At 75.5% G+C, this 840-nt stretch carries 1 protein-coding gene; it reads left to right on the top strand.

The genetic code is table 11. The annotated features are described in order from the left end of the window. Window positions 1–840: peptidylprolyl isomerase (locus tag GVN67_RS29095; RefSeq protein ID WP_160000775.1), on the top strand; the 840-nt coding region annotated here is incomplete at both ends.

Genomic DNA, 840 nt, shown 5'->3' with positions numbered 1-840 from the left:
CCGCCGTGCCGCCCGCTGCTGCCCCCGCGACCCCCGCCGGCAACCCGGTGGTGGCCAAGGTCGACGGGCAGGAGCTGCGGCTGTCCGACGTGCAGGCGGCGCTGGCCGAGCTGCCGGCCGAGCTGCGCGCCGCCCCCATGCCGATGCTCTTCCCGCTGGTGCTGGACCAGCTGATCGCCCAGCGCGCCCTGGTCAGCGCCGCCCGCGCCCAGGGCCTGGACAAGGACGAGGCGGTGCGCGCCGCCATCCGCCGCGCCGAGGACGAGCAGCTGCAGCAGGCGCTGCTGCGCCGCGAGATCGCGCCGGCGCTGACCGAGGCGGCGCTGCGCGCCAAGTATGACAAGGAAATTGCCGGCAAGCCGGGCGAGGAGGAGGTGCATGCGCGCCACATCCTGACCTCGAGCGAGGCCGATGCCCGCGCCGCGCTCGCCGAGGCGCGCAAGCCCGGCGCCGATTTCGCGGCCCTCGCCCGCCGCCTGTCGACCGGCCCCGGCACCGAGCAGGGCGGCGACCTGGGCTTCTTCAAGAAGGGCGACATGGTGCCCGAATTCGCCGAGGCCGCCTTCGCGCTGAAGGCCGGCGAGATCTCGGCCGAGCCGGTGAAGACCGCCTTCGGCTGGCATGTGATCAAGGTGGAGGAGCGCCGCGCCGCCCCGGCGCCGAGCTTCCAGGAAAGCCTGGAGAGCCTGCGCCAGGCGACCTTCGAGGAGGCGGTGAACGCCGCCGTCGAGCGCATCCAGGCCGCCGCCAAGATCGAGCGCTTCAACATGGACGGCACGCCGCGCGCCGCCGCCCCGGCGCCTTCGCTGCTGGACGGTGCCGCCCCCCCGGCCGGCGCCC

The organism is Roseomonas sp. 18066 (assembly GCF_902706185.1).
GTDB lineage: Bacteria > Pseudomonadota > Alphaproteobacteria > Acetobacterales > Acetobacteraceae > Pseudoroseomonas.
The sequence above is the reverse complement of the archived record's forward strand: the minus strand, read 5'-3'. Positions and strand labels throughout refer to the sequence as shown.